This window comes from Rhodococcus sp. 66b, assembly GCF_002076325.1.
Lineage (GTDB): Bacteria > Actinomycetota > Actinomycetes > Mycobacteriales > Mycobacteriaceae > Rhodococcus_F > Rhodococcus_F erythropolis.
Window position 1 is genome coordinate 1 of the sequence record NZ_MUZB01000014.1, and the last position, 26418, is coordinate 26418.

Annotated in this window: 20 protein-coding genes, 1 rRNA gene and 1 riboswitch; of the genes, 12 read left to right on the forward strand and 9 right to left on the reverse strand. The window is 61.3% G+C overall.

Going from position 1 to position 26418, the window contains the following annotated elements; genetic code table 11:
• Both rrf and B0E55_RS24185 read left to right on the forward strand, forming a co-directional pair.
• Positions 1-75: ribosomal RNA gene (gene rrf / locus B0E55_RS32670) — 5S ribosomal RNA — on the forward strand; the annotation flags it as partial.
• 420 nt (positions 76-495) lie between these two features.
• Complete coding sequence (locus B0E55_RS24185; protein WP_241896132.1) at positions 496-1815, forward strand: plasmid pRiA4b ORF-3 family protein; 1320 nt, start codon at positions 496-498, stop codon at positions 1813-1815.
• An 82-nt stretch (positions 1816-1897) separates the two neighbouring features.
• On the opposite strand, the gene B0E55_RS24190 is transcribed toward B0E55_RS24185, so the two are convergent.
• Together B0E55_RS24190 and B0E55_RS24195 are read right to left on the reverse strand one after the other, a co-directional pair.
• Positions 1898-2473, reverse strand: coding sequence for a TerD family protein (locus B0E55_RS24190; protein ID WP_003940660.1), 576 nt, complete (start codon positions 2471-2473; stop codon positions 1898-1900).
• A gap of 113 nt (positions 2474-2586) precedes the next feature.
• Positions 2587-5769 carry a DEAD/DEAH box helicase gene (locus B0E55_RS24195; RefSeq protein WP_080910608.1) on the reverse strand — a complete coding sequence of 1061 codons (3183 nt, stop codon included), beginning with the start codon at positions 5767-5769 and terminating at the stop codon, positions 2587-2589.
• A 112-nt stretch (positions 5770-5881) separates the two neighbouring features.
• Here B0E55_RS24195 and B0E55_RS24200 point away from each other — a divergent pair, with 112 nt between their 5' ends.
• Positions 5882-7000 carry an alpha/beta hydrolase gene (locus tag B0E55_RS24200; RefSeq protein WP_019749282.1) on the forward strand — a complete coding sequence of 373 codons (1119 nt, stop codon included), beginning with the start codon at positions 5882-5884 and terminating at the stop codon, positions 6998-7000.
• A gap of 52 nt (positions 7001-7052) precedes the next feature.
• Here the strand turns inward: B0E55_RS24200 and B0E55_RS24205 are convergent, their stop codons facing one another.
• A complete protein-coding gene (locus B0E55_RS24205; protein WP_020970160.1) occupies positions 7053-7412 on the reverse strand; it encodes an excalibur calcium-binding domain-containing protein in 360 nt (119 codons plus the stop codon).
• Positions 7413-7584: 172 nt separating this feature from the next.
• Positions 7585-8958 (reverse strand): dicarboxylate/amino acid:cation symporter, encoded by a 1374-nt coding sequence (locus B0E55_RS24210; RefSeq protein WP_042952395.1) that lies wholly within the window; start codon positions 8956-8958, stop codon positions 7585-7587.
• Between the two features lie 339 nt (positions 8959-9297).
• On the opposite strand from B0E55_RS24210, the gene B0E55_RS24215 reads away from it, so the two are divergent.
• The 3 genes from B0E55_RS24215 to B0E55_RS24225 all read left to right on the forward strand — a co-directional run bounded on the left by B0E55_RS24215 (position 9298) and on the right by B0E55_RS24225 (position 13112).
• Positions 9298-10203, forward strand: coding sequence for a phosphodiesterase (locus B0E55_RS24215; RefSeq protein WP_080910609.1), 906 nt, complete (start codon positions 9298-9300; stop codon positions 10201-10203).
• Positions 10204-10281: 78 nt separating this feature from the next.
• A riboswitch (SAM riboswitch) is annotated at positions 10282-10395 on the forward strand.
• A complete protein-coding gene (locus B0E55_RS24220) occupies positions 10378-11724 on the forward strand; it encodes an LLM class flavin-dependent oxidoreductase (protein ID WP_151531919.1) in 1347 nt (448 codons plus the stop codon). It overlaps the preceding riboswitch by 18 nt.
• Before the next feature lie 20 nt (positions 11725-11744).
• Entirely contained in the window at positions 11745-13112 is a 1368-nt protein-coding gene (locus tag B0E55_RS24225; RefSeq protein WP_020970157.1) for an NtaA/DmoA family FMN-dependent monooxygenase, read from the forward strand.
• Between the two features lie 51 nt (positions 13113-13163).
• Here B0E55_RS24225 and B0E55_RS24230 read toward each other — a convergent pair whose 3' ends face one another.
• Positions 13164-14657, reverse strand: coding sequence for a stealth family protein (locus tag B0E55_RS24230; RefSeq protein ID WP_020970156.1), 1494 nt, complete (start codon positions 14655-14657; stop codon positions 13164-13166).
• Between the two features lie 280 nt (positions 14658-14937).
• Here B0E55_RS24230 and B0E55_RS24235 point away from each other — a divergent pair, with 280 nt between their 5' ends.
• Entirely contained in the window at positions 14938-15171 is a 234-nt protein-coding gene (locus B0E55_RS24235; RefSeq protein ID WP_080910610.1) for a hypothetical protein, read from the forward strand.
• A 3-nt stretch (positions 15172-15174) separates the two neighbouring features.
• Here B0E55_RS24235 and B0E55_RS24240 read toward each other — a convergent pair whose 3' ends face one another.
• Positions 15175-15723 (reverse strand): nuclear transport factor 2 family protein, encoded by a 549-nt coding sequence (locus B0E55_RS24240; protein ID WP_241896133.1) that lies wholly within the window; start codon positions 15721-15723, stop codon positions 15175-15177.
• A 111-nt stretch (positions 15724-15834) separates the two neighbouring features.
• Here B0E55_RS24240 and B0E55_RS24245 point away from each other — a divergent pair, with 111 nt between their 5' ends.
• Entirely contained in the window at positions 15835-16809 is a 975-nt protein-coding gene (locus B0E55_RS24245; RefSeq protein ID WP_080910662.1) for a TauD/TfdA dioxygenase family protein, read from the forward strand.
• Here B0E55_RS24245 and B0E55_RS24250 read toward each other — a convergent pair.
• Positions 16739-17653, reverse strand: coding sequence for a hypothetical protein (locus B0E55_RS24250; RefSeq protein ID WP_241896134.1), 915 nt, complete (start codon positions 17651-17653; stop codon positions 16739-16741). The genes B0E55_RS24245 and B0E55_RS24250 overlap by 71 nt on opposite strands.
• A 31-nt stretch (positions 17654-17684) precedes the next feature.
• Positions 17685-19478, reverse strand: a complete 1794-nt coding sequence (locus B0E55_RS24255; protein WP_046378865.1) for an alanine racemase — start codon at positions 19476-19478, stop codon at positions 17685-17687.
• A gap of 160 nt (positions 19479-19638) precedes the next feature.
• Between B0E55_RS24255 and B0E55_RS24260 the strand changes: the two genes are divergently transcribed.
• Both B0E55_RS24260 and B0E55_RS24265 read left to right on the forward strand, forming a co-directional pair.
• Entirely contained in the window at positions 19639-21084 is a 1446-nt protein-coding gene (locus B0E55_RS24260) for an amino acid permease (protein WP_029255765.1), read from the forward strand.
• Positions 21081-22001 (forward strand): universal stress protein, encoded by a 921-nt coding sequence (locus B0E55_RS24265; RefSeq protein WP_021344934.1) that lies wholly within the window; start codon positions 21081-21083, stop codon positions 21999-22001. The genes B0E55_RS24260 and B0E55_RS24265 overlap by 4 nt, the downstream gene beginning before the upstream one ends.
• 42 nt (positions 22002-22043) lie before the next feature.
• Here B0E55_RS24265 and B0E55_RS24270 read toward each other — a convergent pair whose 3' ends face one another.
• The gene (locus B0E55_RS24270; RefSeq protein ID WP_021344933.1) at positions 22044-23045 is read right to left on the reverse strand and encodes an MBL fold metallo-hydrolase; all 1002 of its coding nucleotides are present in this window, start codon (positions 23043-23045) and stop codon (positions 22044-22046) included.
• Positions 23046-23341: 296 nt separating this feature from the next.
• Here B0E55_RS24270 and B0E55_RS24275 point away from each other — a divergent pair, with 296 nt between their 5' ends.
• Positions 23342-24442 carry an LLM class flavin-dependent oxidoreductase gene (locus tag B0E55_RS24275; protein ID WP_080910611.1) on the forward strand — a complete coding sequence of 367 codons (1101 nt, stop codon included), beginning with the start codon at positions 23342-23344 and terminating at the stop codon, positions 24440-24442.
• A 197-nt stretch (positions 24443-24639) separates the two neighbouring features.
• On the forward strand, positions 24640-26331 hold the full coding sequence (locus B0E55_RS24280; protein WP_133053436.1) for a hypothetical protein: 1692 nt from the start codon (positions 24640-24642) through the stop codon (positions 26329-26331).
• Positions 26332-26418 lie beyond the last annotated feature (87 nt).

Consider the following 26418-nt stretch of genomic DNA (forward strand, 5'->3'; position numbering starts at 1 on the left):
AACCCGGAAGCTAAGCCCTTCAGCGCCGATGGTACTGCACTCGACAGGGTGTGGGAGAGTAGGACACCGCCGAACACAAATTAAGAGAAGCCCCCCAACCAGTGATGGTTGGGGGGCTTTCTCGTACCCAAAACACCCCGAAACATCCCGTCGCCGGCTCACCACCCCGTCCGGGATCGAGCGAACGACACGTTCGTCGCCTCAGATCGACCCAACGTACCGTTCGCACGATCAGGGCACGATCAGGGCACGATCAGGGCAGGAATTGGGTGAGGAAGATGCCAGCGCCGACGCACGTAGCGACTGGTTAGCCAAGGTACAGATTGTGAACCCTCTCATAGGTGCGAAGTACTCTCCGATTTTGTGCCTTTGTCCCTAGTACTTTGGCCTAGGCTGAGTGTCATGGTGGGGTTGAGCAGCTCGCGGGTGTCGCATTTGCGACTCGTTCCGACGGAACCTGAAGAACTGCAAAGGTTTGTACAAGAAGCTGGCGGAGTGCGTGGGGGCATTCAGATTGCGCGATCGTTACGTTCGAAGAGGCGCGCGGTTCCGGCGCAATACGCGATACGTATCAGCGTCGACAATGTATCCACTCAGATCTGGCGACGAATTCTCGTCGCGTCGGATTTGAATCTGGGTGACCTGCATTCGGTGGTTCAACGGGCAATGGGGTGGAGTGACCGTCATTCGCACGCGTGGTCCAAGTCAGGAACCAGATTTCCCGGCGAGGTCGAAGAGTATGTAGCTTCCGGAAGCAACGCCGAGCAGCGCCTCGCCGGACGAGTGGCGATCGTAGAGTCTGCGGTACGTCTGGACGAGGTCATGGTCTCGCCCGGCGATGAACTTAGATATCGCTACGGACGCTTCGGAAACTGGAGTCACACGCTGACACTTGAATCTTCGGAAGTACTGCCCGACGGATTCCAAATTGTGTGTGCCGCGGGTCGCGGTGCGTGTCCGCCGGAGGAATGCGTCGGGCCTGACGAGTACGAGCAGCTCCTCGGTGTCCTCGCTTCGGAGAAGTTGCGCTCCCACGAATGGACCCTCGAATGGCCGCAAACCGACTTCGAGCCGACACGATTCGAGATCGCTGAGGTCAACAATCGGCTTCATATACCTCGACCGGACGAGATCGTTGCGCCGTACGACACCGCAATGCTCGTCGAATGCCTGCAACCCTCGCGAGTCCCGGAACTGCGCGCGGTCCTCGCCCGAGCCGGCATTGACGATGAGTCGGCAATCGGAGAGTTGGTCCACGTCGAGGCGGGCCAACGCCTTCAAGCGGTCTTGACGCTGATCGGTGTCGAAGGGGTCGACGCTGATGACTTCTTCACGACGGTCGACGCGATGCTCGACGAACCCGAACTAGGACCTGTCAACCTTCCCAAGGGGCGATCACTCTTCGCAGTACTCAAGAGGTTTGGCCTGGTGCGAAAGCACAAAGGGCAGATTGTGCTGACGAAGCGGGGACAGTCAGCGCAGCGGGACGCATCAATCATGTGGTCGGTGATCGTCGACAGCGTTCCGGTTGCGCCGGGCGGCTCGCAGAGAGCAGTGGAACTTCTTGTCCTCCTCGCCGTAGCCGCTGGTTTGTCGCCGGCAGATCGTCATCGCTTCGTCGCGGGAGCACTGGAGTCGATTCGGTCGTCAAGCATCCTCATGTCCGGCGCTCAGACTTCCAAACGTGACACGTCCGGGAGCACCGTAGAGGTGCTCGGTTTGATCGGCGCTACGGGGTACGAGCTGGGGAAGTTCGGCACCAAAGAGGACTCTCCCTGGGCTGTTCACCTCGCGAGGGCGATCCTGCAGCGTTAACTCGCGCGTACGATGCAGACAACCGAAACGGGGTTCGATCCGGCAATGCCGAATCGAACCCCGTTTCGTGTCCTGGTAGAGATCAGATGTTGACGCCGTAGTCGCGGGCGATGCCGGCGAGTCCGGATGCGTAGCCCTGTCCGACTGCGCGGAACTTCCACTCGCCGTTGTGGCGGTAGAGCTCACCGAAAAGCATGGCGGTCTCGGTGGAAGCGTCTTCCGAGAGGTCGTATCGTGCCAGCTCGGATCCATTCGACAGATCTACGACGCGGATGTAGGCGTTGGTGACCTGCCCGAAGGACTGGAGTCGGGCATCGGCGTCGTGGATCGAGACGGGGAAGAAGATGTTGGTGACGTTGGGCGGTACAGCCGGGAGGTCGACGTTGATGACTTCGTCGTCGCCGTCACCTTCACCGGTGAGGTTGTCGCCGGTATGCTCGATGGATCCGTCGGGCGAGCGAAGGTTGTTGTAGAAGACGAAGTGCAGGTCGGAAAGGACCTTGCGTTCCGGGCCTGTGACCAACGCACTGGCGTCGAGGTCGAAGTCGGCACCACTGGTACTGCGTGCATCCCAGCCGAGACCGACTGCGACCTTGGTGAGGTTGGGTGCGGCCTTCGACAGAGATACGTTGCCGCCCTTGGCAAGTGTGACGCCCATTCAGGTTCCTCTCGTTCGAACGAAGTGGATTTCTTCGTTCGGGAGTTCTGTGTTGTCCGTTCTCGACTCACATTACCGTGAGCGGGTAGGTGCGGTTCGACCGAATAGCTACCTCACTCGAACAGCGCGCGAAGATCCTCGGCGTCGAGTCCGGTGCCGAGTGTCCCTTCGGCGTCCATGACATTCGAGAACAATGCCGACTTCTTGGCTTTGAGCGCCATGACCTTCTCTTCGATCGTGTCTTTGGCAATGAGACGGTAGACCATGACGTTTCGTGTCTGCCCGATGCGGTGAGTACGATCGACCGCTTGTGCCTCGGCGGCCGGGTTCCACCAAGGGTCGAGAATGAAGCAGTAGTCGGCCTCGGTGAGATTGAGGCCGAAGCCACCAGCCTTGAGGCTGATCAGGAATACGGGGGCTACGCCAGACTTGAACTCCTCCAACACTTCACCGCGATTGCGCGTCGAACCGTCGAGATAGCTGTACGGAATTTTTTCCGCTTCGAGTCGTTTGCGGACAGAACCGAGGAACCCGGTGAATTGGCTGAAGATCAACGCACGGTGTCCGCCGGCAATGACGTCGTCCAATTGCTCGACGAGAGCGTCGACCTTGGCTGAGGGGACAGGTCCGCTTTCCTCGTCGACCAGCGAGACGTCGAGACTGAGTTGGCGTAGCACCGTCAGCGATTGCAGGATCGTGAATCGGTTCTTGTCGACGTCGTCGAGCAGTCCGAGAATCTTCTGCCGTTCGCGTTGCAGGTGGGTGTCGTAGATCGCGCGATGGCTCGGATGCAACTCGATCTCGAGTATCTGCTCCTGCTTCGGCGGCAAGTCTGCAGCCACCTGTTCCTTGGTGCGCCGAACCATCAGCGGTTTGACGCGCCGCCGAAGTTGCGCCAATCGCTCTGTGTCGCCTTCCTTTTCGATGGGGTTGCGGTAGACGTCGGTGAAGGTAGTGGGACTGGGGAACAGTCCTGGTGCAGTGATCGCGAGGAGCGACCACAACTCCATGAGATTGTTTTCCATGGGAGTGCCGGTGATCGCGAGTTTGAAGGGTGCGTTCACTGCCGTCGCACACTTGTGGACCTTGGACTTGTGGTTCTTGGCGAATTGGGCTTCGTCGAGTACCAGTCCGGACCAGACGCCCGCCGAATACGCATCGGTGTCGAGGCGAAAGAGAGCGTACGACGTCACGACGATGTCCGCCCCGTCGACGAGTGTTGCCAGGTCGGTTCTTCTGCGCCGCAGAGTATCCGTGATGACAGCGGTGTGGAGGGTTGGTGCAAACTTGGCCACCTCGGATTTCCAATTGGAGACCACGCTGGTGGGAGCAACGATCAGAAAGGGCGGCGCCGCTGGATTCGATTGCCGTGCAGTGCAGATCATTGCGAGAGTTTGCAGGGTCTTGCCCAGGCCCATGTCGTCGGCGAGTATGCCGCCCAGGCTGTGCTGCCGGAGGAAGTTGAGCCAGCGGAATCCGTCGACCTGATAGGGGCGCAGTGTTGCCGTCAACGTGGCGGGGACGTCGACGGGATCGATCCCGGAACCGCCGAGCAATCCTGCGATCTGCTTCTTCCAAGCTGCTGCCTGATGTTCGACTCTTCCCAGTGTCGTCAATTCTTCCCACAGCCCGGCTTGAAACTTGCTGATCGCGAGTTTGCCGGTTGGTCGATCGAGCAGCGACCGCGCTTCGGTGATGAGTCGGTGTAGACCGAGAAGGTCAGGTGCGTCGAGTCGGAAGAAGGCGCCGTCCGGCAGCAGTATGTGAGTCTCACCCTTGCTCAGGGCGGAGAACAGTGTGGTGAACGGAACGCCTTGTCCCGCAACGTCGACGGTGACGTCGAGGTCGAACCAGTCGGATCCGCTGCTCCCGTCGGGGGCTGACGTGCTGAGGCCGATCACGACAGCGTCGTCTGCGGGCCGATAGTCGGCGGGAGTGCCCACGACGGTGAGGTCGACGTCGTCGTTCGCGTCGAGTTGGGGGAGGAGGTCGAGTGTGAACTGCATGGAATCGAGGCCGGCCAACATTCCCGCGAGAGTGGCCTTCGCCGCGGCCGCACCGAGGCTCTTGGCAATGGCATCTTCGGCAACGTGGTTGCGGATCTCGGACTCGTCGGTGGTTGTGTCTGCGGTAGAAATGATCAGTTCGTCGGCATCGACTGTGTACTTCCATGCCGATTCGATGTCGATGCGGTGGTTGTCCGCGTACGTGGCGACCAGTTGTAGCCGAGGACCGGACACAGTCGGTGGGTTGTAGGCGCCGTCGGAAGATATGACGGGAGCGAGGTTTCCGAGTTTGAACACGAACCGCGAAGTGAATGCATCCCGATGCTCGGCGGGTATGTCGACCGATTTTCCGGAGTCGATCAACTGCCTCAATTGGTGGGTTATCGGCGTGTGCAGTGGTGCGAGAGTGATCGCGTTGGCGGCGTCGAGCGCGAAGACGCCATGTGCCGGCGTGCCGACGAGTCCCCAGTCGGTATGGGTGACGATGTGCCCACCGGCCTGAATTCGGGGCGTCAGGCGGAGGTTGTTGTCTTCTGCACCGTGGACGTCGAGGCAGATGCTGGCATCGTCGAGTAGGGAGATGTTGCCGAGGCCGGCCTTCGAGTGAACGAGTGAAACGCCCACGGTGATCGCCTCACGAAGAAGAGACCAGAGTTGCGGGCTCGCGAACCCGGCAAGATCGATTTCCGCGGCATTTTGATTTCTGTAGTAATTGCCGGCGCTGTGGAGGAGATGTATGTCGCGTAGAACCCGGAGGTGATCCGAGGGAAACTGAAAAGTGCTTCCGAGCTTGTTCCAGGCGAGCCCGCCGGAGATCCACCCTCTCGCTCCTGGTTGTACGGGTTTGACGATGAGCCTTGTCGATGCGCCCTTGGTTCGGGTGGTGAATTGAATGCCAAGTCCACGTGTAGTGCGGCCGGCCGGGTCTGGTCGGAGCAACTCCTCGAGCGCGCTGTCCCATCCGAGGTGTTGTGGAGTCTTGTTCGCCTCGGCAACCGCTGCGAGCACCAACGCGACTACGTGCTTGCAGTTCATCCGCACGGGACACGTGCAGAGGCCACGCGTGAACATTGCTGTACCGGCCGCGCTGCGACTTACCGAAATCGTGCAGGTGTACGGCTCTCGCGCAGTTCCCGATACAGCGCCGGTCAAGGTGTCAGTGGTGTCGTTCCATCCGATGGATTCGACTGCATTCTGGCGCAGGTAGACAAGTCCGCGTTCGTAGGTGGTTGTGCCCACGACAGCGCGAATTCGGTCGAGGTCGAGGGCCCTGACTGAATCCGGTTGCACGGGGGCCAGCCTAGTAGCGGCGACCGACAGATCTTGTCGTGGTCGTTTGTCCAAGAAAGTCCGAACTGCACGGTATGTTCACGGAAACATCTTTGACTGGTTTGGGAGTTTCATGAGGACTGAGCGGCGTGCGTGGATCCGATCTGCGCGCACAGGTGCGGTGTGTTTGGCCGTTTGTGCACTTTCTTTGCAGTTGGGCGGACTGTCGACGGCAGCGCCGAGTTCCGGGAGCTCGGGAAGCTCGGGAAGTCTGGGCAGCGTCGAGGGCAGCGTGAGTTCGGGGTCGACGATCCCAGGACCGCTTCAGGAGGATCCGGGCCCCAAGCCGGAGCTGCGCGACGACATCGTCGTCCCGGCCATCGTCGGCGAGAAGGTGACCGCACCGCAGGCAGTCAGGCTGACGGTGGCGTCGCCTGCACTTCGACGCGAGGTCGGCGTCGAGATCTTGCTACCCGCGGACAATTCGGTTCCGCGCCCGGCGCTGTACATGCTCGAGGGCGTCGACGCCGGAGAGAAGAGCAGCGGATGGATGACGATCGGCGGCGCCCCGGCGTTCTTCGCCGACAAGAACGTCAACGTCGTGATGCTCAACGGTGGGATCGCGAGCCTGTACTCGGACTGGGAGAATCCGGATCCGCGGCTGGGACTGCACAAGTGGGAAACCTTCATCACCGAAGAGTTGCCACCGCTGATCGACGCACGGTTGAAGACCAACGGCATCAACGCGATTGCCGGCAATTCCATGGGCGCGATGGGCGCAATGATGCTCGCCCAACGCTTTCCGGACATGTATCGTGGCGTCGCGGTTTTCAGTGGCTGCTACTCCACGATGGATCCGCTCGGCCGAACTGCCGTCCAGGCCACGATTTCTTCGCGAAGCGGAGATCCGGCCAACATCTGGGGTGTGCCAGGAGGCCCCGAGTGGGAGGCACACGATTCGTTGATCAACGCAGAGAAGCTGCGTGGCAAGGAAATCTACGTGTCGACGGCAAATGGTCGTCCCGGATCCGACGAGACGCTGCAGACTCCGGAACTACTCGAGCGTCTGGTGATCGGCGGCGGCATCGAGGTTGCTGCGCATGCCTGCACCAAGATGTTCGACGCGCGGTTGCAGGAGCTGAAGATTCCGGCGCAGGTAGATTACGAGCCGAACGGCACACACGCGTGGGCATATTGGCGTGAACGACTACCCAAGGCGTGGCCGACTTTGTCCCGGGCGTTGGGCGTCTGACGGTTCGACAACAGTGCTCGGGTTGTGGGTGCACCACAACCCGAGCGTTGGATCACTCGCAGGCGATGCCGTCGTTGTCCCGGTCGAGATGCGGGGCATATCCGTTCTGGCCCCGGTACAACGGAGCTGCGCCGGCGTTACGCACGGCAGTGCAGTTCTGGTAATACCGCGCCGGTGCGGGAGTGTTCTGCGGCGCCGGCTGGTTCTGGGGCGCTTGCGGAGCGGGCGGTGCAGGCGGTGCGAAGACCGGGGGAAGGAACGGCTGGACTGCGTCGGCAGAGCCAGTCGGAATCATGCGTGCGATCTCGATCGGTAGGAAATCGAAAACCGTGGATGCCTGAGCGGCGGGTGCGGCAACCAGAGTGATTGCGGCGCAACCTGCGATGCTGAATGCCAGACGGCGGAGCTTCATGTGACCTCGTGTTCAACTGGGCAGCCCTTCCACTTCGGAGGGCTGTGCCGGCTGAGCATACTGGCCATAACGACCAAATGGTCTATTTCGGTAAGGGTGAAACCTGGGGTGAAAAGCAGCGTCCCCGCACCGTATTGCTCGGGTGCGGGGACGCTGCTGCTGTCAGCGAGGGTTACGCGTCGACAAGTTCCTCGGCGAAGGGATCACCGTTGCGGGGAGCGTCGAAGCGTTCCTTGTCGAGAATGCCCTCACGCTTTGCGACGATGACCGGAACCAGAGCCTGGCCGGTGACGTTGACTGCGGTACGGCCCATGTCGACGATCGGTTCGACTGCGAGGAGCAGTCCGACGCCGGCCAGGGGAAGACCCAGGGTGGAGAGTGTGAGTGTGAGCATGACTGTCGCACCCGTAGTTCCGGCCGTTGCTGCCGAGCCGATGACCGAAACGACGACGATCAGCAGGTAATCGGTGAAGGTCAGCGGAACGTCGTAGAAGCCGGCGACGAAGATTGCCGCGATCGCGGGATAGATTGCGGCGCAACCGTCCATCTTCGTGGTGGCACCGAGCGGAACTGCGAACGAGGCGTACTCACGAGGAACGCCGAGGTTGCGTTCGGTGACGCGTTCGGTCAGCGGCAGGGTGCCGATCGACGAGCGCGAGACGAATCCGAGCTGAGTCGCGGGCCAGACACCGGAGAAGAAGCTTCGAACCGAGAGACCGTGTGCGGCAATCAGGATCGGGTAGACCACGAAGAAGACAATGGCCAGACCGATGTAGATGGCGGCGGTGAAGACGCCCAGCGAGCCGATCGCATCCCAGCCGTAGGTGGCGACAGCGTTGGCGATCAGCGCGGCGGTGCCGATCGGGGCGAGGCGGATGATCCACCACAGGACCTTCTGGACGATCGCGAGCAGCGAAGCGTTGAACTCGAGGAACGGCGCAGCCTTGGGACCGATCTTGAGTGCAGCAATGCCGATTGCGCCGGCGATGACGAGCAGCTGCAGGACGTTGAAGCTCAGCGATGTAGTCGCCACGCCTTCGGCGACGGAAGTCTTTGCACCCAACCCCAGGAAGTTGTTCGGAACCAGTCCGGTGATGAACGCCCACCACGAGCCGGAGCTCTTGGGTTCCTTCGCTGCTTCGGCGGCGACGTCGGTCCGTGAACCGGGATCAGTGATCAGGCCGACGACGATGCCGATGATCACAGCAATGAAAGCGGTGATCGCGAACCAGAGCAAGGTCTGCACGGCCAGGCGAGCTGCATTGGCGACCTGGCGCAGGTTGGCGATGGAGCTGACAATGGCGGTGAACACCAGCGGGATCACCGCAACGGTGAGCAGCTTGACGTAACTCGAACCGATGGTCTGCACGGTGCCGACCAACCAGTTGACGTTGCCGTCGGCTGCATCAGGCATTGCCCGGGCGACGAGACCGATGATGACGCCGAGTACGAGACCGGCGACGATCTGCGGTCCGAATGCCGTCGCCCAGGACGGAAAACGGGACGTGGACTTTTCCGGCACGCCGGTGGAGGTGGAGCTGGGCATGACTATGCCTTTCGAAAATCAAGGGAGCGAAACGCAGCGCGGCACCAGAGGCCGGGCAGATTCGAAGAAATGTTTCCTGGTACGCGTCAGGTCAGAGCGAGCGCGTACACATTGCGCTCGCCTGCAGGCGAAGGTCGACGTAACGCCGACTGGTCAGGAACAACACTGTCCACACACTACTCGCAGCTTCAACTACTCGATCCCGAGGGTCGCCGCGGGAGTTCGCTTCGTGTTCGTCGGGCGTGCCCCGATCAGTCACTGTTGGTCGGTTGACTAGTCTCGACGATCAGTAGGTGCCGCACCGGCGCCTAAGCGTCGGCAAGCGGAAGCGAGAGACCGATGAGCGTTCGGAATGCCGAGTACCCGCGTCCGAAGCATTTCCTGGTGCACCTCAGTGACACGCATCTGGTGGCTCAGGGGGAGTTGTACGACGCCGTGGATGCGTCGACGAGATTGCGGGAAGTGCTCAGCGGGATCGTGGCCTCGGGCGCACGCCCGGATGCACTGATATTCACCGGCGACCTGACCGACCAGGGACACCCCGACGCATACGCGGAATTGAAAGCCATCGTGGAACCCGTGGCGGCCGAGATCGATGCGCAGGTCATCTGGGCGATGGGCAACCACGACGACCGCTCTACTTTCAGGTCTCTGCTGTTGGGCGAGGACGCCACCGATCATCCCGTCGACAACGTCTACGACCTTGACGGACTGCGGGTGATCACCCTGGATTCGTCGGTTCCCGGTCATCACTACGGTGAGATCTCGGATCGTCAATTGGATTGGCTACGCACAGAATTGGCGGTGCCCGCGCCCGACGGAACAATTCTGGCGCTGCATCATCCGCCGGTTCCGTGCATTCAGGATCTCGCGGTTCTGGTGGAGTTGCGCGATCAGTCCCGGTTGGCAGACGTCTTGCGTGGCAGCGACGTCCGGGCGATTCTTGCTGGGCATCTGCACTATTCGACGACGGCGACGTTCGCCGGCATTCCGGTGTCCGTGGCGTCGTCGACGTGTTACACCCAGGACTTGAACGTGGAAGTCGGTGGTCAGCGTGGTCGTGACGGGGCTCAGGGGTGCAACCTGGTGCACGTCTACGACGAGACAATTGTTCATTCGGTCGTTCCACTCGGCGCGCACGTGACGGTCGGTGAGCCTGTCGACGCGGCCGAGGGAGCCCGGAGGCTCAGCGCTGCCGGTATTCGAATCCTCGAGAGCGAAAAGGCGGCACGCTCGATCATCTGAGGTGGCAGGCGGTTTCCGGCACCCCGGCGCAGTTCGGGGTGATTGCCGGGCTGTCGCGTACTCACTACCGTCGAGGTAGGTGCAGAGCTCCAGCAACAAGGACCGGCTAGCTGGACGGCAACCCTTCATGCCGATGGGGTGCCCCGGAATCACACCTGGCGATACGCGCGGTGCGTGTCGCAAGCGGCAGTCGCCACGAGAACCGTCAGTCGGGTGCTGACGGTTTCTGCGGTCGGCACTGTGCGCTCCCGAGTAGTTCTCGAACAGGAGTATGCGCCGATGACCTCCACCCCCTCTTCTCATCTTGCTCCGTTGCATCTCGCCGTAGCGCTGGACGGTGCCGGTTGGCACCCTGCAGCCTGGCGAGAGCCACACTCGCGCCCGAGTGAGCTGTTCAGCGCGTCGTATTGGACTGACGTGGTGACGACCGCCGAGCGTGGTCTGCTCGATTTCGTCACCATCGAGGACAGTCTCTCGGTGCCGGCCAACCCACTCGAGCCCGTCGACGACGCGGTTGATCGGGTGCGCGCTCGGCTCGACGCACATCTCGTGGCCGCCCGACTGGCACCGATCACGAGCAACATCGGCTTGATCCCGACCATCACCACCATTCACACCGAGCCGTTTCACGTGTCCAAAGCCGTTGCCACGCTGGATTACACCTCGCGCGGTCGCGCCGGATGGCAGGTGAAGGTTTCGGCGTCGGAATCCGAGGCAGCACAGTTCGGGCGTCGCGACATCCCAGCGCTCACCGATGCCGACCGTCAGTCGATCGTTTCAGGCGTCCTCCCGGACTTCGTGCGCGACCTGTTCGACGAAGCTGCGGAGGCGGCTGACGTAATCCGGCGACTCTGGGACAGCTGGGAGGACGGCGCCGAGATCCGCGATGTGGAGCAGCGCCGGTTCATCGACCGAGACAAGTTGCACTACATCGACTTCGAGGGAAAGTACCTCTCGGTCCGTGGACCGTCGGTGACTCCGCGCCCGCCGCAGGGGCATCCCGTCGTTACCGCGTTGGCACATCAGCGGGTCGCGTACGAGCTGGCGGCGCGGACGGCCGATCTGGTGTTCGTGACGCCGTTCGACGACGAGCAGGTCACGGCAATCCTGGGTGAAGTGCGAGCCGCCGAAGAACACGTGCAGCGCACCGGCGAACCTCTTCGGGTCTTCACCGACATCGTCGTCTTCTTCGATGCGCCGGAAGAAACCGGAAAGGAACGGCTCGCTCGCCTCGACGCGCAGGCCGGCGCCGAATACCGTTCGGACGCGCTGACCTTCACCGGCTCTGCTGCGGAGTTGGCGGATCTCCTGCTCCGGTGGCAGCAGTTGGGAATCGAAGGCTTCCGGTTGCGGCCGGGCGTCCTCGTGGACGACCTCGACGCCATCGCAGGTGAGCTGGTGCCTGAACTGCAGCGACGCAGCGTATTCCGCACCGAATATCCGCAGACGAATCTTCGCGGACTCCTTGGTCTACCCATCGACGTTCCCAACCGCTACGCCGCCGGCACTCCGGCCGCCTGACAGACGAGGAATAGATTTTCATGAGTTCTCAGAAGCGTAAGCAGGTCATCCTGGGTGCCTACCTCGGCGGCGTCAACCATCACACTGCATGGTGGGATCCGCAGGCGGGCAGCCAGATAGAGTTCGATTCTTTCGAGCACACCGCTCGAACCGCCGAGCGTGGGAAGTTCGACTTCTTCTTCCTCGCCGAAGGCCTCGCCCTTCGTGAGCGTGCGGGACAGATTTTCGACCAAGACATCATCGGTAGGCCGGACACCTTCACGGTCCTTGCATCGTTGGCGGCGGTAACCGAACACCTCGGATTGGCCGGCACTATCAATGCCACGTTCAACGAGCCGTACGAACTGGCCCGCCAATTCGCGACGCTGGATCAGTTGTCCGGAGGGCGTGCCGCCTGGAACGTCGTCACCTCGTTCGACGCATTCACCGGCCAGAACTTTCGCCGCGGCGGATACCTCGACCGCGCGCAACGATACGAGCGTGCGGAGGAGACCGTAGCGCTGGTGCGTGAACTGTGGGATTCGTGGCGAAGCGACGACATCGTGGCCGACAAGGCATCAGGGCGCTTTCTCGCGCGACCGGATGCCGGTGAATTCGCTTTTCATGGATCGCATTTCGACGTGAACGGCCGATTCACAGTGCCGCGTAGCCCGCAAGGGCGCCCGGTTATTCTGCAGGCCGGGGTGTCGCCGCAGGGGCGCGATTTTGCTGCCGGCAATGCCGACGCGATCTTCTCACCGTACGGTCAGTTGCCCGAGGCGGCCGATTTCTATCGCGATATCAAAGCACGTGCCGTCGCGGCCGGACGTGACCCGGGTGACATCAAGATCCTGCCGTCGGCGAGTTTTGTTCTCGGCACCTCGGAGGCAGATGCGATCGAGAAGTACCGAGAGATTCGCGACCAGCAGGTCACCGGCCAGACCGCTTTGGTTCTGCTCGAACAGATCTGGAATCTCGATCTGTCGAAGTACGACCCCGAAGGACCACTACCCGATATCGCTCCGGATCCCGAGGCTCCGCCGATCATCCAGGGCCGCGCCTTCATTCACCAAGATCGTTTCGCGACCGTCGCAAAACTGCGCGCGGTAGCCGAGAGCAAGAAGTTGAATCTGCGCGAAGTGGTGATCGATCAGTTCGAGCGTGGACCGATCGTCGGTACACCGCAGCAGGTTGCCGAGAAAATAGATTCGTTTGTCAGCAACGACGGTTCGGACGGATTCATCCTCGGGTCGCACCTCGTGCCGACCGGCCTCGACGAGTTCGTCGACGACGTGGTGCCGCTGCTGCAGGATCGAGGTGTTCTCCGCAGTGACTACGAAGGAACGACGTTGCGTGACAATCTCGGACTGCCCATCCCGGTGCAGCGGGAGCGTGCGACAGCACGCTGATCGACCGAAGTAGCAAGGGCCCAGCCGAAATCGGCTGGGCCCTTGTTTTGTCTAGGCTTCCCAGGGCGCCGGGATGGGGTAATAGCTCTCCAGAAACTCCGTGATCTTGCGTGTGCGAAGTTCCAGATCGATCTCCGGAGCGCTGCCGTCGTTGAGGCAGAAGAAGTCCATGGAGCGCTTGGCGAGCAGTGAGTCCATGTCGCGCAAACCGGCTTTGACCGTCGTATCGACGTACTTGACGGCTGCGGACTTCTGTACCACCGACCGTCCACTCATCAGTGTGTAGTAGTGATACAGCGAATTGGTCACCGAGATATTGGAACTCGCGCGGAAGGTGCTTGCTGCAGTTGCGGCGAAGTCTTCGGCGAACTCGCGTTCCATCTCGGCCATCACGCTTTTGCGTAGTGGCGTCGCTGCGTGCTCCAGATGCCTGGTGGTCATCAGACCGAAGCGGTCCTGGAGTAGCCGGCGGTTGACGCGAGCCGCATTCTCGAACCCGCTGCGGTCGTTGTCGTTGTGTCCCAATCCGATTCTGGTGTCGGCCTCGATGAACATGCTGATCCCACCGGGGGAGAAGAACATGTCCGGGCCAACGGGGCGACCGAAGAACATGTCGTCATTGGAGTAGAGGAAATGCTCTGCCAGACCCGGAATATGGTGCAGCTGGCACTCGACAGCTTGAGAATTATGGGTAGGCAACACACTTGGATCGGCGAAGAATTTTTCGCTGGGCATGAACGTGACTCGCGGATCGTCGGCAAGCCAGTCCGGACGATCGGAATCGGTTGCGACGAAGATCCGCCGGATCCACGGCGCGTACATGTGGATGGATCGAAGCGCGTATTTGAGCTCGTCGATCTGACGGAAGCGCGCTTCTGATTCGTCGCCCTCTCCGACGATGTAGTTCTGCATGCGCTTGGCGCGCTGAGCCTGAAACTCCTTGGAAGAGCCGTCGACCCAGGAAAAGACCAGATCGATATCGAAGCTGATATCGGAGGCATGATCGGCGAACATGTTCTCGATAGTCGGCCAGATCCGGCCGAATCGCTCGACGGTTCCTCGGACAGCTTCTTCGGGGAGGACGGTTCGTCGTGTCAGTGAGTTCTCGACGGGTAGGACGATTTCTTCGTCGGAAATCGACCACAATTCGATTTGAACTCCGATGTTGGCGCCGTAGTTCATGCCGCTTGCGACGTGAACCCGCGGACGGAACAAGCGGAAGATCCGTGACTTGTTGGTTTTCGACAGGGCACCGTCCGCGACAAGGAGCGCGGGGCTCTTCTTCGCGTCGACGGTTTTGGAATAGAAGGGTGCGTTGGCGCATCCCTCGACAAGTGCCTGCCGCAGGTTTTTGCGCTCGGTCCAGCTCACCGCGATCACGGGGCGCTCGTCGTTTCCGCGGACGAGTAGATACTCGATTCCTGCGGCGTCGAGGATGTCGCGGATGAAGAGGAGATCTTCGACCATCGCTTCGAGCGGCGTGGTGGTCGTGATCGCGAGGGCAAAACGATTCTTGAATCGGACGGTCTCGGGTAGCTCGCCCATCCGTGCGCGTGACGCGGCCGACGCCGGTTCCACGGGATTGGGGCTGTCCTGCTCCGGGGGTACGAAGTAGATGTCGTGCGGAGCGGGAGATTCTGTAATGGGATGCCTTCCGATTCTGATCCAGCTGTGTATCTGTCGCCCCCGACGCTGCGAGAGCGTGGTGGCGACGAGCTCAGTCTATGCCGTCGGCGCCGAAAGTCGGACATGAGTGACGGCGATGGGTAGGGCGGGGCGAGTCGGGTACCCCGAGGACCGAAGCGAGAGTGAAGGAGGAGAACCGATGCGTGTGAAAGCGATGGTCGGAACAGGCGCGATGGCTGTTGCGCTGGCCGCCGGCCCAGTTGCCACAGCTTCTGCTGAAGGCGCCGAGACGGCGGGGTCGGAGGGTTCACCGGAGATGCTGACCTGCGAGGTGGTCTTCGATGCACTGGAAGACATGAGCCCGGAATGGACGGAAGAGGGGATCGATCAGGTCGAAGACTGGTGTGAGTTGATCACCGGCGAAGAAGACTGAACGTCAGCCGCGCGAGATCACTCGTCGCGACAGTTGCCACCGCCCGTCTTCGAGTTCGAACTCGTCGGCGTAGCTCCCGACGCCACTGAGCTTGGGAGTTGTGGTCGTGTCGACGTAGAACGCCCACACCGCATTCGCGCGGGCTGTAGTTTCCGAGGTCACGTCCACGGCGATCGCCGTGGTGACGTGGCGTGTGAATGTGCCCGGACCTTGAATGCCGGCCGCGCGACGCTCGCGAACTCCAGCAGCAATTTCTTCACGGCCACGTCGTACCTGTGCGGGGATACCGCGATCGGGATTGGCCGGCATGTTCCATTCGGCCTTGCGGGTGAACTGCTCCACGTAATCCTCGACCGAGCCGGTATCGGCAAGGTGCGCGATGCGAGCGAGCGTTGAACGAATCTGTTCGGCAGGGCCCTCGGGTTGCATGCTGTCCTCCGTAGACGTGGGTGCGGCAGATCGCACGCTACAGCTCATGACGACAACGACGACGGCCTCGTCCCAGTGAGCGGCAATATTCTCCGGCGAGGGAGCGGCGAACTTTGAGATCACCTCGAGTTCAACCGTATTCGAGCCCGCAGCGTAAATGATTGAGTGTTCACAGTAGGCAGCGCCATGACGACTGCCGCGCCCGTAGGCTTGACCGACTCACAGGAGATCGCCATGTCCGTCACCGAACTCGAACGTGTCACCCAGACCCCGGAGCAGATCTACGCTGCCGGCGGAATCACCGTCCACAAAGTAGGCGAACTGATCGGCGCCCGCATCGACGGCGTCCATCTCTCCGGGGACTTGTCCGAAGAGACCGCCTACGCGATCAACTATGCGCTGGCAGCGCACAAGGTTGTGTTCTTCCGTGGGCAGCATCATCTCGACGACACGTCGCAGTACGAATTCGCCGGAACCCTCGGCACCCAGACCACCCCGCATCCGACGGTGAAGTCCAGGGGCGACAAGCTGTTGGTGCTCGACCGAGCCGCCAACAGTTGGCACACGGACGTGACGTTTGTCGACCGCATTCCGAAAGCCTCGATTCTGCGAGCGACGACCATTCCCGAGTACGGCGGAGCGACGACGTGGGCGTCGACGACCGCTGCGTACGACCAACTGCCGCCTTCGCTCAAGGTCTTGGTCGAGAATTTGCGGGCCGTTCACACCAATGCCTACGACTATGCCGAGGTTGTCGATCAGGCGAACCCGGTAGACGCGCAGCGCCAGGCCTACTACGCCGAATTCACTCGCGAAATCTACGAGACGGAGCATCCGGTGGTTCGGGTCCATCCTGCGACAGGGGAGAAGACTCTGCTTCTCGGTCACTTCGTCAAGGAGTTCGTCGGACTGAAGCCGTCGGAGTCGGTTGCTCTCTACCAGCTTCTGCAGGCACGAATCATCAAGTTGGAAAACACCGTTCGGTGGTCATGGGCTCCCGGTGATCTGGCGATCTGGGACAACCAGGCAACCCAGCATTACGGGATTTCCGATTACGGGACACAGGCGCGCAGCGTGCATCGCGTGACGTTGGCCGGTGACGTTCCCGTCGACGTCCACGGTGAGCAGAGCCGCATCATCAAGGGCGATGCATCCGAGTTCTCGATCGTTGCAGACATCGACCGGCTTCCCGGCTTTGCCGCGAACTGATCAGTCCTGCTGCGGGTGATCCGGCGGGAACATCTGTCCCCATGAGTGATTGCATGCTCGGCACGTCCATTCCGGGGTGTCCGGTCCCACGACGCAGCCTGTTCCGGCGAGCCACGGTAGGTGATCGAATGGATGGACCGGCATCCCCCGGGGAACACCGAGCGGTTCTGTGTGCACAGCAGTGCGGACACGGTGGATTTTTCGCCAGCATGTAGTCGATGAAGTTGGTGTGCCCGGACGTGGCCATCCTTCCGGTGCATTTGCGGCACAGGACGGCTGGGTAGTCGTCACCAGGTTCAGCCTGCCTGAAGATCCGTGATGCGGAATGAAAGTGAAGGCGATCGCCGCTGTTGAACTTTCGCAACGGCATCGGTGAGCTGCAACCTGTGCAGTTGCCCCGCTCGTTCATCAACGTTCGGGCGTGGGCAGCCGTGGACGTCGGATCCAGCGTGTCGATGTCGCCGAAGTAGTGCGCATAGTGTGACTGGCCGGCCGTGAGAATCCGGTCGGCCAGTGCGTCGTCGACCGGCCCAGGATCCGTGGGAAACGTGATGGACCATCGTTGTTCGAGTTCTGGAACGGTGGGCAAACCGTGGAGTTCGTACGGGCGTTCATCGACTTCCATCCGCGACGTGCCGTCGAAGGGCGCAGCCACGGTCTCGATGCAGAGCAGCGTGCGAGGAGTGGTGTCGAGAACAGTGATCAGCAGGTCGGCGATGGCCATCTTTCCGCGCATGATCCAGGGATCGACACGGGCACGGGGTTCGAGAAACGCGACCATGGCATCGAGCCACGGCGTGCCGAGTGCGATGAATACGTGCTGACCGGAGCTCCGCGTGATCATCGAACGATTCTCGCAAGGGCTGCCGACAACGTCAGGCTTTGACCACCTTGCGCCCGAGCAGCGATGCAACCAGTCCGTCGACGAAGGTCGCCTGACGGCCGAGAGGATCGGAATCCGCTCCCGCAACGCTGCCGATCGAAATCGATCTCGTCAGGCCGGTCTCGCTGATGAATTCGGCGGCGAGGTGCGCTTCTCGGAATGTGAGGCCGCCCAGATGCGTCGTGTCGTCGACGCCGAGAACACGCCCGTCGATGATGTCCAGGTCGAAGTGGACGTGGACGCCGTTCACACCCTGACCCGCCGCGGCGAGGACGCGAGGCATCAAGGCCGCCATGCCACGGCGATCGATCTCGTCGATCGTCACCAGCAATACCCCGTACTCGTCGAGTGCACGCTTGTGATCGACCGTGGCGTTCTTGACGCCCACCAAGACGGTGTTCTCCAAGCTGGGGCCGTGCAGATCCACCGCCGACGACAGCAATTGTTCGATATCGCCGTGGGAGGCGAAAATAATTGCACCCAAATCGGTTCCGGGTTCGGTGGCGATCGGAATTTTGGTGTTCTGCCAGGCCTCGGCAGTGAGCCACAGCGGCAACGTCGTGAGATCCGCGGCGGCGTTCTCTCCTTGAATGCAGCTGAAACCGATTCCGGACATGTCCTCGCGCAGACCGTGATCGAGGAGATGGCTTGCCAGCCCGCTAGTTTCGAGGTCGATCAATTCGACGCTCGCATTGGCATCGATCGGTTCGGTGCCCAGGACGTAGCGCTTTTCGACGTAGGGCGATGTCATCGCCATCAAGAGCGCGCCGTAATCGATCGTGAAGTCGACGGTGCCACCCAGTCGGTATTCGTCGCCTGTTTCTCCGGCGTCGACGAGGAGGTGATCGCTACTGGCGCTGATCACCTTCAGGCGCGGATCGATCGGGGTCAAGCCTTCCGGCGAGATGTCTTCGCGGCCGATGGACAAGATCAGGCGTCGGCTCGGCTTGTCCTCGTTGTCGAAGACGGGGCGTCGGCCGAATGCGTCTTCCCCTGAGACTCCATACGGCCGCGACGGCTTGACCTTGGCCTCGATGATGTCCGCGGTGAGAGTGAAGGCATCGTTGTTCAGCAGTTCGTACAGTCCGGGGGGAGTAGGTGATTCGGCCAAAACGATGCTGGCGCCCAAACGCAGATGGTTGATCCCCTCGGGCATCGTGCCCGTCTCGAGTAGTGGCAGCGAGAACGTATTGCCGCCGGAAACGATCGGCAGTTCGATCGAGAACCGCTTCGTGATTTCGTCGGCTAGGTAGACCAGATTCGACAGGTTGTCGACGGTCGGTTGGATGCCACCGACGCACGCGAGATTCGCGCCGATTCCGATCAGTCTGATGCCCTCGATGGGAAGGATTTCAGCGACTACGTCCAACGCCTCCGCCGGCAGGATTCCTTCGCGGAGATCTCCGAGGTCGATCATCAGCACGATGTCGTGGACTACGCCTCGCGTTTGTGCTGCTCTGCCCAGCGCAGCAATCGTCGTCAACTCGGAGTTGAGGCTGATGTCCGCGTAGCGGATCGTGTCGTCGATCTCGTTGAGCGACGGTGCGCGGATCAGCATCAGGGGAACGGTGATGCCGTCGCGGCGAATGCGGGCCAGGTTGTCCAGGCGGGAGTCGGCGATCTGCGTGACGCCGCCGCGGACCATTGCTCGTGCCACTTTGGGGGATCCGCACGTAGATTTGCTGACACCGGCCACCGATATACCGTGAGCGCTGGACGCCTCGACGAGGACACGCGCATTCTGTTCGATACGACGCAGGTCGACGGTGATGGTCGGTCCGGTCATGATCTCCCCGTTTTCTCCGAAGGCGGTTCACGATCCGGGCTTTCCAGACCGGACGGTTGGCGTGAGCTGTACAACTTTGCTCCAACTGTTGTGTCGCAGGACACTTGCGTGCAGTATGAGGATACAACAGTTTCCTACCAGGCACTCTAGAGGAGCGTCGATGGCTACTCTCGTCAAACACGTACTTCGGCGCAAGCCGGCTTTGCAGATAGACCAGGAGACCGGCGCAGATACCAACGGCGGTGAGCTGACCCGCAGTATCGGTTTGGCGCAGTTGTCCATGTTCGGCATCGGCGCCACGATCGGCACCGGTATTTTCTTCGTCCTCTCGCAGGCGGTCCCGGTCGCCGGTCCGGCAGTGATCATCTCCTTCGTTGTTGCCGGTATCGTCGCGGGACTCACGGCGATCTGTTACGCGGAGTTGGCCGGAGCTGTCCCGGCGTCGGGCTCGTCGTATTCCTACGCTTACGCGACGCTCGGAGAGCTTCCGGCCATGGCCGTCGGCGCGTGTCTGCTTCTCGAGTACGGAGTCTCGGCCGCGGCGGTGTCCGTCGGATGGTCGCAATACTTGAACCAGCTACTTGGCAACCTCTTCGGGTTCCAGATCCCCGACGCGCTGTCACAAGCGCCGGAGCAGGGCGGCATCATCAATCTGCCCGCAGTGATCCTGGTGTGCCTGTGCGGTGTTCTGCTCATCCGCGGCGCCAGTGAATCGGCCAAGGCCAACGCCATCATGGTCTCGATCAAACTCGCAATTCTGCTGCTCTTCATCGTGGTCGGCATCGCCGGATGGAACAGCAATCACTTCGCCGACTTCGCACCGTTCGGATTCAGTGGCGTCATGTCCGCCGCCGGAATCATCTTCTTCTCGTACATCGGCCTCGACGCTGTGTCCACCGCCGGCGAAGAAGTGAAGAACCCTCGTCGCAATCTCCCTCTCGCGATCCTTATTGCGCTCGTGTCTGTCACCGCGATCTACATCGCCGTTGTCGCCGTGGCGATCGGTGCACAGGATTCCGCATCGTTCGAAGGTCAGGAAGCCGGACTGTCCGCCATCCTCGAACAGGTGACCGGATCTACCTGGCCGGGAACACTTTTGGCCGCCGGTGCGGTGATCTCGATCTGCAGCGTCACGCTCGTGGTCATATACGGTCAGACCCGCATTCTGTTCGCGATGTCACGAGACGGCATGATTCCGTCGATCTTCCACAAGGTGAACCCGCGGACTCTGACGCCGGTGCCCAACACCATCATCGTCTGCGTCGTCATCAGCATTCTGGCCGGTTTCATTCCCATCAACTTCCTCGCCGAAATGACCAGTATCGGAACCCTGGTGGCCTTCCTTGTGGTCTCGATCGGGGTCATCATCCTGCGGCGCAGTGACCCGGACCTGCCGCGCAGCTTCAAAGTTCCCGGCTATCCGGTGACGCCGATCCTCTCGATCCTGGGCTGCCTGTGGATCATCAAGGACCTCCGAACCGTCACGATCTACGTGTTCCTCATCTGGGTGACCGTCGCGATCATCTGGTACTTCGCCTACGGTATGAAGCACTCGCGCCTCGGTGCGAAGAACCGCGCCGAATTGGGATCGGAGTCCGAGTCATGACGCTGCTCGCGGGATACGCACCCGACGGTGACAGTTCCGGAACCGTCCATCTGGCAACGCTGTTGGCGCGCTCGTCCGGTGAACCGCTGGTGATCTGCGCGGTGATTCCCTCGCCGCCACCGCCCGGAATGGCGCGTGTCGACGCCGAATACCACCAGCAGTTGCGAGCCGAAGCCGAAGCGGCGCTGGCGAAAGCGCGGGCAGACATGCCCTCCGACGTCGACGTGACCTATGTCGTACATGAGGCTCAGTCGACGTCGAGTGGCCTGCTCGATCTCGTTCACGAGCACGAAGCCAAGATGATCGTCCTGGATTCGTCCACAGCCGGGGTGTTCGGTCACGTCGCTCTCGGCAGTGTCACCTCACGCTTGCTGCACAGCTCCGACGTTCCGGTCGCGCTGGCGCCGAGGGGATTTCGAACCAAGCCCGGTGAGGTGGTCCGCCGCGTCACTGCCGCGTACTCGGGCACACCCGATCAAGACGATCTGGTGCTCGCCGCCGCGACCGTGGCTGCGCGTGTCGATGCCGGACTCAGATTGGCGGCGTTTGCAGTTCGTGCGAACACGCAGTACACGACAACGCTCGGGACCGAGGGGGATTCACCGGTCATCTCCGAGTGGGCCGAGGTGGTCGAGCGCGAGACCAACGCTGCCTTCGAGCGGGTGCGTGCACTGCCCGAAATACCCGACGTCATGGAATCGGTTATCAGCCATGGTCGTAACTGGGCCGAGGCGCTCGAGGGCGTCGAGTGGGATCGAGGTGACGTTCTGACAGTCGGCTCGAGCAAGGCAGGTCCACTGGCCCGGGTCTTCCTCGGCAGTCGGGCAGCGAAGATCGTGCGGTACTCACCGGTTCCGGTGGTGGTGGTCCCGCGATCGGCGTCGACCCGAATAGTCGATCAGGCCGAAGCGGAATAGAGATCAGGGCCGACGAGCGGAGTGCTTGTCGGCCCTGATCTTTCAGACGGAGCGAGCGAAGAGCGCGGGCTCGGAGCCGGGAACCTGAGAGACCTGCTCTCGGGCAACCAGATGGCGAAGGTGAGCTGCACCTTCGGACAACGCCATCGTCTTTCCCATCGGGGAGATCTCGGCCCACGGCTTGTACCACTTCATCTTTGCCGCGACGTCCCACACCGTGAGCTTGTCGTCGGCGAACTCCTGGAGCAGGTGATCGAGTCGCTCCTGGTGATGCTCGATCAGCTCGCCGGCGCGACCTCCGACGTCGTCGATCGGAATGCCGTGAGCGCCGAGACCGCGGGTGATGTTCATGTTCTGCACCCGTGCGAGTGAGTCGAGGAAATCGGCGAGGGCGTCCCGCTCGTCGAGTGGGTACACGAAGTTTCCGACGTGTGGTGTCGTCTTCTGCAGGACGTGATCGCCGGTGAACATGATGTCGGCGTCGTCGAGGTAGAAGCAGACATGCCCAGGCGTGTGGCCGGGGGTGTAGACAACGCGGAGGCCGCGGCCGGTGAGTGCGATGATCTCGTCGTCCGCGAGAAGGCGGTCGGGGGCCGACTCGGGGCCCACGGGAGACTCGCCCGCGGCCGTCAATTTGAATGCATCACGGTCGGCTTTCGGCGCTCCAGCGCGTTCCATGTTCTCGAGCTGATATGCCATCCACTCGTCGTTACGCGCAGTCGACATCTGATCGAACAGGTAGTGGTCGTCCTCATGCATGGCGATCCAGGCGCCGGACGCCTCGCGGACCCGTCCGCACAGTCCGGTGTGGTCCGGATGGAAGTGCGTGACCACGACGCCCTCGATGTCGGTCACCGAATGCCCGATCTCGGCGAGCCCCGCGTTGAGGCCCTGCCAGCCGTTGTCGTCACCCCAGCCAGCGTCGACCAAGATCAGTCCGCCGGGGGATTCCATGGCGTAGACGAGCGTGTGCCCGAGCGGGTTGTCCGTGATCGGGACAGGAATCTGAAATATGCCATCACCGATGGCTGCCGCACCGTTCATAACTAGTACCTCTTAACGATAAGGGAACGCACTCTTAGTACTTCATGTTTACCGTGCGCTCGATTGGTCGGTGACACAGGTCCTGCCTGGCGGGAGTTCGGCATGTTTTCGGTCGACTTCGGATCGGTGAGAGTTTTATCGACTGAATGGTCTCATTGAGGCGAAAAATGCTGCTGAATAGAGTGTTTCGCGAATTCGTTGCGTTGGGCGCGTCCTCGGATGGCAGATCCGTCGAGCCGCCGCGCACTAGCCTCCGAGGGACAGGCGCGCTGTGCGGTTATCGAGAAAGACGGGTCATGCGTTTTCAGGTTCTGGACATCATTTTCAACCCACCCCATCCAGCGACCGGCGAGGAAGTTGCCCCGTCAGATCGGCTCAACCGCGTCGTCGAACTGGCGGTTCTCGCCGAAGAACTAGGTATCGATTCGTTCTCGGTGGGTGAGCGCCACGCCGGGCCGGTTCTTTCGTCGGCGCCAACCGTCGTTTTGGGGGCAATTGCGCAGGCCACAGACAGAATCCTGCTCTCGACGGGTGTCACCGTTCTGTCGCTACTCGACCCGATTCGAGTCGCCGAAGATTTCGGAACCATCGATCAGCTGAGCCGGGGACGCCTCGAGATCGTGATCGGCAAGGGCAACGAGGTCCTTCAGTACCCGCTCCTCGGGTTGGATATCGCCAAGCAGTACGAATACCTCACCGAGAACTACGAACTCCTCAAACTGCTGATCAGCGAGGAAAACGTCAAGTGGGTGGGAACTCACCGACCATCGCTCGAGGACGCGACGACGCTACCGCGTCCCTACGACGGCCCGTTCCGTATGTGGCATGGATCGGCTACCTCGTTCGAGGCCGTCGAACTGGCGGCGAAGTGGGGCGACCCCATCGTCACCGCCAACGCCTTCCAGCCTCGTGAGAACTACAAAGTGCTGATCGACCACTACCGCGAGCAGTACCTGGCGTACGGGCACGACCCGTCCAAGGCGTACGTCGGCTCGGGTTCGGGTGGATTGTTCCTCGCCGATACCACCGAGCAGGCCATCGAAGAGTTCCGTCCGATCTACGAAGGCGCCGTTGCGCAGGCCGACAAACGCAAGCACGATCCCAAAGCTGTCGGAAAGTCGACGAGTTTCCGGACCATCGAGGAAGCCGTCGACCGTGGGCCGGCATTGGTCGGGTCTTCGGAGCGAGTCGCCGAGAAGATCCTCGATTACCACCAGAGCTACGGCCACGATTTCCAATCGGTGTCGGTCAATCACGTGCTCGACTTCGAGCAGCAGAAGGACACTCTGCGCCGATTTGCGGGGGAGGTTATCCCGCTGGTGAAGGCCGAACTGTCGACGACGCTGTGGACCTCGGCCGACAAAGATCGGGCGAAGGGTTTCACCGCCGTCGATTGAAGACCTCGTTGAGTTGAGTACTTGGGTTGGATGTGGACGCACCCGCACAATTAACGACACAGAAAGGCGTCGGTTGCGTAGTTCGTAGCCCGAGCCTGTCGTGGTGTCGTGCTAATGATTATCTGGACAGGTGCATTGCATGCCTCGAAGTGTGCACATTCATCAGTGAGTTGGCGAATTTGTTAGCGGAGGAATAAGTGCGGCGGTACGACGGGCTCAACGGGCAGATCGTTATCGATGGTCCGTACTTGTGGCTCACACGGGAACATGCGCCGGCAGCGTTGGATGTCAGACTACCGTTGGAGCCCAGACGGGTACTCCTCGAGAAGGTCGTGGGGTGCCTATTCGAGGCTGGAGAGCCGGCTGGAGTCGGCTCGGTCAGTGTGTTGGTCGAAGACGCAGCGACCATCGACGCGTACAGCGCCGACGAACATCCGGACGCTATTGTTTTTGCTCCGGATTCGCGCGAGGAATTCAGAAAGCTGGCGGCCCTGCTATCGGGCGCAGGTAATGAATCGACCAGTGACGAATCACGAGAAGTCACATCTGCCAAGAAGTTCCTTGCAGCACTGGATTCGCTTGACGGACTGGCTGCTGCGGAAGAAATTGTGTCTGTTGTTGCAGGCGTGGACGAGGACGAAGGCGACTACGACGTTTACAACCAACTGGCGGACGAACTCGATATTCTCGACAACGATCCGAGGGTGACGTGGGCTTGGATCGGGGAGTGCTGGTTTGCGGTCGGAGGATTGGCTCCTGGCTCCGAGGACGATCGCACGAAGACGCTTCGAGCGTTTGCATCACTAGCGCAATCTCTCCCCGCTCATGCGGGAACCAAACAGCTTTCGAATGCCGTGAAGGGAACACCTCTCTCTCATTTGTCAACGATGAGGCTGGCACAGCTGTGGGAGTTGGTAGCTCACCTGGTCGACGACTCAGACGACTCACAAGTACCTGGCGATGTCTGTCCTGCCGACGCTTCGACTCTGCCGGTGAGCGTGCGGCCTGTCGCGGCTCCATCTGATGTGCGGCCGGTTGCGAGAACAGTGCTGACTCGTCCTGCAGTGATGGTTCCTACTGAAAAGTCGAAGGAACAGGTTCCTCGACCTAGTCCGCCATCGACACGGTTGCCGACAGGTTCTGCCGCAGTCGGCCGAAAGTGGCGAGTGTGGCTTGACTGCGAAGGGTTTCGCACACTGGCAGTCTGCGATCCGGTTTCTGGTGAAACCCACATCACCAAGGGCGATCTGGAAGGCCGACGATTCACGGACCCCTCCGCTGCTGCCAGCGCAGTGATCGACCGATATGACCCGGGCAGTTCACAGGGCGTCGACGGATGGACACTGTGGACATTGCATGACGGGTCAGGGCGATCGATTGGTTCCATGAGAGGTGCATCATCGGCCGGCAGAGTTGGGGCGGTCTCGACGCCGAAACCCGGTACCCGGACCGTTTCATCGGCCGAACAACTGAGTACGTCAGATCGTGGGGTCCTGTGGTTCCTGCAGATGGTGCGTACCCGCGGTGCAGAGTGTGGGCGCCTGGATTCTTCGCGACGAACAGCTGTGTGGATGTCCACGAAAAGCGGACGACGGTTCATCGTTCGGGTCAAGACGCGCACAGCCGGCACGTGGCAAGCCCAGAAGAGCGATGAGGATCTGACGCTGGACGACACCGGATCGAGGTTTTGGGCCTTCGTCGATCTCGCCGGCGCGGAACCTGCCGTCTTCATTCTGCATTCCACCGAAGTAGCAGCCGGCATCCGAAAGGTGACCGACGATTGGGTTGCGCATGACCGGCGACGTGACCGAACGGGGCATCACGCGATCGAGCTGAGTCGGGTTGCTCATGGACAAAGCAGATGGGATCTGCTCGGCCTTCGGAAATAGGCACGCCGGAATTGCGGGGTCGCGAGAATTTGTCCGACTCCTTCTTTACTCTTATGTGTGATGTGGCGCTGCAGTGCCCTTGTGAAC